The sequence below is a fragment of the Nonomuraea sp. NPDC001684 genome (assembly GCF_053596515.1).
This window is the reverse complement of record NZ_JBSFGJ010000515.1, coordinates 1-6,172: the sequence shown is the minus strand read 5'-3', so window position 1 is coordinate 6,172 and position 6,172 is coordinate 1. Positions and strand designations below refer to the sequence as shown.

7 protein-coding genes are annotated in these 6,172 nt (G+C 73.3%); 1 reads left to right on the top strand and 6 read right to left on the bottom strand.

Features of this window, described 5'->3' with window-relative positions:
• The 6 genes from ACWCSD_RS45705 to argC form a co-directional block, all read right to left on the bottom strand.
• The coding region (locus ACWCSD_RS45705) for an arginine repressor (protein WP_449924878.1) at window positions 1–416 on the bottom strand (416 nt) is incomplete at its 3' end.
• Entirely contained in the window at window positions 413–1,333 is a 921-nt protein-coding gene (argF, locus tag ACWCSD_RS45700; protein WP_449924875.1) for an ornithine carbamoyltransferase, read from the bottom strand. The genes ACWCSD_RS45705 and argF, both read right to left, overlap by 4 nt.
• Window positions 1,330–2,496 (bottom strand): acetylornithine transaminase, encoded by a 1,167-nt coding sequence (locus ACWCSD_RS45695; protein WP_449924872.1) that lies wholly within the window; start codon window positions 2,494–2,496, stop codon window positions 1,330–1,332. The genes argF and ACWCSD_RS45695 overlap by 4 nt, the downstream gene beginning before the upstream one ends.
• Window positions 2,493–3,368, bottom strand: a complete 876-nt coding sequence (argB, locus tag ACWCSD_RS45690; RefSeq protein WP_449924869.1) for an acetylglutamate kinase — start codon at window positions 3,366–3,368, stop codon at window positions 2,493–2,495. The genes ACWCSD_RS45695 and argB overlap by 4 nt, the downstream gene beginning before the upstream one ends.
• Complete coding sequence (gene argJ / locus ACWCSD_RS45685) at window positions 3,365–4,516, bottom strand: bifunctional glutamate N-acetyltransferase/amino-acid acetyltransferase ArgJ (protein ID WP_397165394.1); 1,152 nt, start codon at window positions 4,514–4,516, stop codon at window positions 3,365–3,367. The genes argB and argJ overlap by 4 nt, the downstream gene beginning before the upstream one ends.
• A complete protein-coding gene (argC, locus tag ACWCSD_RS45680) occupies window positions 4,513–5,535 on the bottom strand; it encodes an N-acetyl-gamma-glutamyl-phosphate reductase (RefSeq protein WP_397165396.1) in 1,023 nt (340 codons plus the stop codon). The genes argJ and argC overlap by 4 nt, the downstream gene beginning before the upstream one ends.
• A 164-nt stretch (window positions 5,536–5,699) precedes the next feature.
• Between argC and ACWCSD_RS45675 the strand changes: the two genes are divergently transcribed.
• Window positions 5,700–6,172, top strand: a 473-nt coding sequence (locus ACWCSD_RS45675; RefSeq protein ID WP_449924865.1) for a hypothetical protein, incomplete at its 3' end; no start/stop codon positions are given.

Sequence of the window (6,172 nt, the reverse complement as noted above, 5' to 3'; positions counted from 1 at the left end):
GCCACGGTGCCGAGGATCGACTCCCAGTCGGCGTGGTCGATGGCGGAGGCGAGGAACTGGGCGGCGCCCGGCGGGGTGCGGACCATGACCAGGTTGGCCGAGGCCTCGGCGGCCACCAGCAGCTCCTCGGCGATGCGGTGCAGCCGCGCCGCCGGGGTCTCGCCGCCGCCGCCCGTCCTGGTGAGCGGGATGCGGTCGCCGCCCTCGCCGGGCAGCGCGTACACCAGGGAGCCGTCGTCGGCGCGCAGCTTGAGCGCGCCGAGCTCGTCCAGGTCGCGGGAGAGGGTGGCCTGGGTGACCTCGACGCCGCTCTCGGCCAGCAGCTTGGCCAGCTCCGGCTGGGAGCGCACGGCCTTGCGCTGCAGCAGGTCGGTGATCTTCGCCTGCCGCGCGGCCTTGGTCATCGGGATGGTCATCCGCGGGTCACCAGCCAGTGGAGCAGGGCCTTCTGGGCGTGCAGCCGGTTCTCCGCCTGATCCCACACGACGCTGGCCGGCCCGTCGAGGACGTCGGCGGTGATCTCCTTGCCGCGGTAGGCGGGCAGGCAGTGCAGGACGATCGCCTCGGGCGCGGCGTGCTCCAGCAGCCCGGCGTTCACCTGGTACGGCGCGAACGCCGCCGCCCGCTCCTGCTCGCCGCTCTGTCCCATGGACACCCACGTGTCGGTGGCGATCACGTGCGCCCCCTGGACGGCGGCGGCCGGGTCGGTCATCGCGACCACCGATCCGCCGGTCCTGGCCGCGACGGCGGCGGCCTGGCCGAGGATCACCGCGTCGGGCTGGTAGCCGGCCGGGGCGGCGATCCGTACGTGCATGCCGGCCGTGGCGCCGCCGAGCAGGTAGGAGTGGGCCATGTTGTTGGCGCCGTCGCCGACGTAGGTCAGCGTCAGCCCGGCCGTGCCGCCCAGCCGCTCGCGGACGGTCTGCAGGTCGGCGAGGATCTGGCAGGGGTGGAAGTCGTCGGTGAGCGCGTTGACGACGGGCACCGCCGAGGCGGCGGCCATCTCCTCGACGAGTCGCTGCCCGGTGGTGCGCCACACGATGGCGGCCACCTGGCGGTCGAGCACGCGGGCGATGTCGGCGGTCGGCTCGCCCCTGCCCATCAGCACCGCGACGTTGTCCACGACGAGCGGCAGGCCGCCGAGCTCGCCGATGCCGGTGTGGAAGGAGACGCGGGTGCGGGCCGAGGGTTTGTCGAACAGGACGGCGACGGTCTTCGGGCCCTCGAACGGCCGGTAGCCGAACCGGTCCTTCTTCATCGCCGCGGCCAGGTCGAGGACCTCCGTCTGCTCCTCCGGCGTCAGGTCGTCATCCCGCAAGAAGTGCCTGGTCACGCCGACGCCTCCTCGAGGATCGCGGGGAACGCCTCGACGAAGGCGGTCACCTCCTCGTGGGTGACCACGAGCGGCGGCGCGAGGCGTACGGCGTCCGGCTGGAGGGCGTTGACCAGGAAGCCCGCCTCGGCGGCGGCCTGCTGCACGCGCGCGGACCGCTCCTCCGTCAGGACGGCGGCCAGCCACAGCCCGCGCCCGCGCACGCCCTTCAGCAGCGGGTGGCGGACGGCCTCCAGGCCGCCGCGCAGCCCGGCGGCGACCGACTTGACGTGGTCGAGGTCGAGGTTGTCCAGCACGGCCAGCGCCGCCGCGCACGAGACGGGGTTGCCGCCGAACGTCGAGCCGTGGTCGCCCTTGCCGAACAGCCGGCCGGCCTCGCCGAACCCGACGCACGCGCCGATCGGCAGGCCACCGCCGAGGCCCTTGGCCAGGGTCAGGATGTCGGGGGTGACGCCGTCGGCCTGGTGGGCGAACCAGTGGCCGGTACGGCCGATCGCCGACTGGATCTCGTCGGCGACCAGCAGCGCGCCGGTGGCGTCGCAGATCTCGCGGGCGGCCTCGAAGTAGCCCTCGGGCGGCGGGACGACGCCGGCCTCGCCCTGCGTCGGCTCCAGGAACACCGCGATGCAGTCGCCGGTCACCGCCTCCTTGAGCGCGTCGGCGTCGCCGTACGGGACGAAGCGCACGTCGACGGGGAACGGGCCGAACTGGTCGCGGATGGCCTTCTTGCCGGTCAGCGACAGGGCGCCGATCGTGCGGCCGTGGAAGCCGTTCTCGGCGGCCACGAAGTAGGAGCGGCCCTCACGCTTGCCGTACTTGAGGGCGAGCTTGTAGGCGGCCTCGTTGGCCTCGGTGCCGGAGTTGGCGAAGAAGATCCGGGCGGGCGCGTTGAGCAGGCCGAGCAGCCGCTCGGCGAGCAGCACCTCGGGCTCGTGCAGGAACAGGTTGCTGGTGTGGGCGAGCGTGGCGACCTGCTTGGAGACGGCCTCGACCAGGGCGGGGTGGGCGTGGCCGAGCGAGCTGACCGCGATGCCGCCGATGAAGTCGAGGTACTCCTTGCCGTCGACGTCCCAGACGCGGGTGCCCTCGCCGCGGGCCAGGGCGATCGGGGGGACGCCGTAGTTGGGCATGAACGCCTGCTCGAACCGCTCGTGGAGGCTCATGAGGGCATCACCATGGTTCCGATTCCTTCGTTGGTGAAGATTTCCAGCAGCATCGAGTGGGGCACGCGGCCGTCGAGGACGTGCGCCTGAGGCACTCCCCCGCGCACGGCGGTCAGGCACGCCTCCATCTTGGGGACCATGCCGCTGGACAGCGTGGGCAGCAGCTTCTCCAGCTCGTCGGCGTCGAGCTGGTCGATCACGTCGGTGTCGTCGGGCCAGTTGGCGTACAGGCCCTCGACGTCGGTGAGGACGATCAGCTTCTGCGCGCCGAGCGCCACGGCGAGCGCGGCAGCCGCGGTGTCCGCGTTCACGTTGTAGATCTCTCCGTTGACGCCGGCGGCGACGCTGGAGACGACCGGGATGCGGCCGTCGTCGATCAGCGCGCGCACCGCGCCCGGATCGACCTTGACGATCTCGCCGACCTGGCCGATGTCCACCGGCTCGCCGTCGACGAGCGCGGGCTTGCGCTCGGCGGTGAACAGGCAGGCGTCCTCGCCGGACATGCCGACGGCGAACGGGCCGTGCCGGTTGACCAGGCCGACGATGTCGCGGCCCACCTGTCCGACCAGGACCATCCTGACGACCTGCATGGCCTCGGGCGTGGTGACGCGCAGGCCGGCGGTGAAGGTGGACTCGATGCCGTGTCTGTCGAGGGCGCTGCTGATCTGCGGGCCGCCGCCGTGGACGACGACCGGGCGCAGGCCGGCGTGGTGCAGGAACACGACGTCCTCGGCGAAGCCCTCCTTGAGGGACTCGTCGGTCATGGCGTTGCCGCCGTACTTGATGACGACGGTCGCGCCGTGGAAGCGGGTCAGCCAGGGCAGCGCCTCGATCAGCGCCTCGGCCTTGGTGGCCGCGGTGACGGCCCTCACGAGGAGTACGCCGAGTTCTCGTGGACGTACTCGGCGGTCAGGTCCGTGGTGTGGATCGTGGCGCTGTGGCGGCCGGCCGACAGGTCGATGGTGATCGTCACGTCCCTGGGGCGCATGTCGACCTTGGAGCGGTCGTCGCCGACGGAGCCGTCGCGGCAGATCCAGATGCCGTTGATGGCGACGTTGACGCGGTCGGGCTCGAAGGCGGCCTTCGTCGTGCCGACGGCGGCCAGGACGCGGCCCCAGTTGGGGTCCTCGCCGTGGATGGCGCACTTGAGCAGGTTGGATCGGGCGACGGTGCGGCCCACCTCGACGGCGTCGTCCTCGCAGGCGGCGCCGACGACCTCGACGGCGATCGCCTTGGAGGCGCCCTCGGCGTCCACGAGCAGCTGCCTGGCCAGGTCGGCGCAGACCTCCTGCACCTTCTGCCCGAACTCGGCCAGGTCGGGCCTGACCCCGGCGGCGCCGCTGGCCAGCAGCAGCACGGTGTCGTTGGTGGACATGCAGCCGTCGGAGTCGAGCCGGTCGAAGGTGGTCGCCGTGGCGGCGCGCAACGCCGTGTCGAGCTCCTCGCTGGTCAGGTCGGCGTCGGTGGTGATCACGCAGAGCATGGTGGCCAGGGCGGGGGCGAGCATGCCGGCGCCCTTGGCCATGCCGCCGACCATGTAGCCGTCGGCCCGCTTGAAGGAGATCTTGGAGACGGTGTCGGTGGTGCGGATGGCGTCGGCGGCGGCCAGGCCGCCGTCGCGGGAGAGCTGGCCCGCGGCGGTCTGGACGCCGGTCAGCAGGGCCTCCATCGGCAGCCGCTCGCCGATCAGGCCGGTGGAGCAGACCGCGATCTCGCCGGCGCTGTCGCCGATGACCTCGGCGACCTTCTCGGCGGTGGCGTGGGTGTCCTGGAAGCCCTCGGGGCCGGTGCAGGCGTTGGCGCCGCCGGAGTTGAGCACCACCGCGCGCAGCCGCCCGCCCGCCAGGACCTGCTGCGACCAGAGCACGGGAGCGGCCTTGACGCGGTTGGCGGTGAAGACGCCCGCGGCGGCGCGGCTGGGCCCGTCGTTGACGACGAGGGCCAGGTCGCGGGCGTCGCCGGACTTGATGCCGGCGGCGATGCCCGCGGCCCGGAAGCCCAGTGGGGCGGTGACACTCATGGAGCAACTCCTGTCAGGGGAAGGCCGAGCTCTTCCGGCAGGCCGAGGGCGAGGTTGACGCTCTGGACGGCGCCTCCGGCCGTGCCCTTGGTGAGGTTGTCGATGGCGATGACGGCGACCACGCGGCCGGCGCGCTCGTCGAGCGTCACCTGGAGGGCGGCGGTGTTGGCGCCGTACGTCATGGAGGTGGCCGGCCAGACGCCCTCGGGCAGGAGCCGGACGAACGGCTCGGCCTTGAGCGCGACCTCGTAGGCGGTGCGCAGCGACTCGCGGGTGAGGCCGGGGGCGGCGGGGGCGGTGCAGGTGGCCAGGATGCCGCGGCTCATGGGGGCCAGGGTGGGGGTGAAGGAGACGCGTACGGGGGCGCCGGCGACGGCGGACAGCCCCTGCTCCATCTCGGGGGTGTGGCGGTGGACGCCGCCCACGCCGTACGCGCTGACCGAGCCCATGACCTCGCTGCCCAGCAGGTGGGGCTTGGCCGCCTTGCCCGCGCCGCTGGTGCCGCTGGCGGCCACCACGACGACGTCGGGACCGGCCAGGCCCGCGGCGAAGGCGGGCCACAGGGCCAGCAGCACCGAGGTCGGGTAGCAGCCGGGGACGGCGACGCGCCGGGCCGTGCGCAGCACCTCGCGCTGGCCGGGCAGCTCGGGCAGGCCGTAGGGCCAGGTGCCGGCGTGGTCGCCGCCGTAGAACTCCTGCCAGGCCGCGGGGTCGGCGAGCCGGTGGTCGGCGCCGCAGTCGACCACGATCGTGTCCTCGCCGAGCTCGGCGGCGACGGCGGCCGAGTGGCCGTGCGGCAGCGCGAGGAAGACCACGTCGTGCCCGGCGAGCACGCCCGGCGTGGTCTCCTCCAGGACGCGGTCGGCGAGCTGCGGCAGGTGCGGCTGGTGGGCGCCGAGCAGGCTGCCGGCGCTGGAGGCCGCGGTGAGCGCGCCGATCTCGAACTCGGGATGGCCGAGCAGGAGGCGGAGCAGCTCACCTCCGGCGTAGCCGCTGGCTCCCGCGATCGCTGCTCTCATCCGGCCCTCCTGCATAACTATGCACCCTGTCTCATGACCTTGCTTGTGAAGATGATGCACTCAAGAGGATGATTATGCAAGCCGGGACGGCCCGCGCCGGTGACGGGTCCATGTCCCAGTCCTTTCCAGGCCAATCCCAAGTGGCGGGCGGGATGCTGCCGGGCATGAGCGACTTCCTGCCCGATCTCACCTTCGTCACCCCGTCGCGCGGGCCCGGTCCCGGGCCGTTCGGGCGCGCCGTCATCGTGCTGCTGTGGGTGGGGATCTGCGTGCTGCCGGCGGTGCTGTCGGTCCAGGACTTCCGGCTGGCCACCGGGCGGACCGGCACGCCGGGGACGCTGACCGTGCTCTCCTGCGCCGACCTGGGCCAGGGGCGTTACGACTGCAAGGGGCGGTTCACGCCCGACTCCGGCGGCCCGTCCGTCCCGGTGGACGCCTCCCCCGACTCCGCGGCGGGCGACGTGACGCGGGCGCAGCTCACGCCCGAGGGCGACCGGGCGGCGCCGGCCGGGACCAGGGGCGTGCTGGCCGCGATGGCCCTGCCCGCGGTGGGGCTGGGCGGGATCGGGTTCCTGCCCTACGTGCTGCTCTACTGGGCCGGGGCGGGGCGGCGGGCCAGGCGGGCGGCCGTGGCGGC

Bases quoted from the DNA above. Each gene is read 5' to 3' on its own strand.
- argJ (WP_397165394.1), bottom strand. From the start codon at position 4,516: ATGAGTGTCACCGCCCCACTGGGCTTCCGGGCCGCGGGCATCGCCGCC.
- ACWCSD_RS45695 (WP_449924872.1), bottom strand. From the start codon at position 2,496: ATGAGCCTCCACGAGCGGTTCGAGCAGGCGTTCATGCCCAACTACGGC.
- argC (WP_397165396.1), bottom strand. From the start codon at position 5,535: ATGAGAGCAGCGATCGCGGGAGCCAGCGGCTACGCCGGAGGTGAGCTG.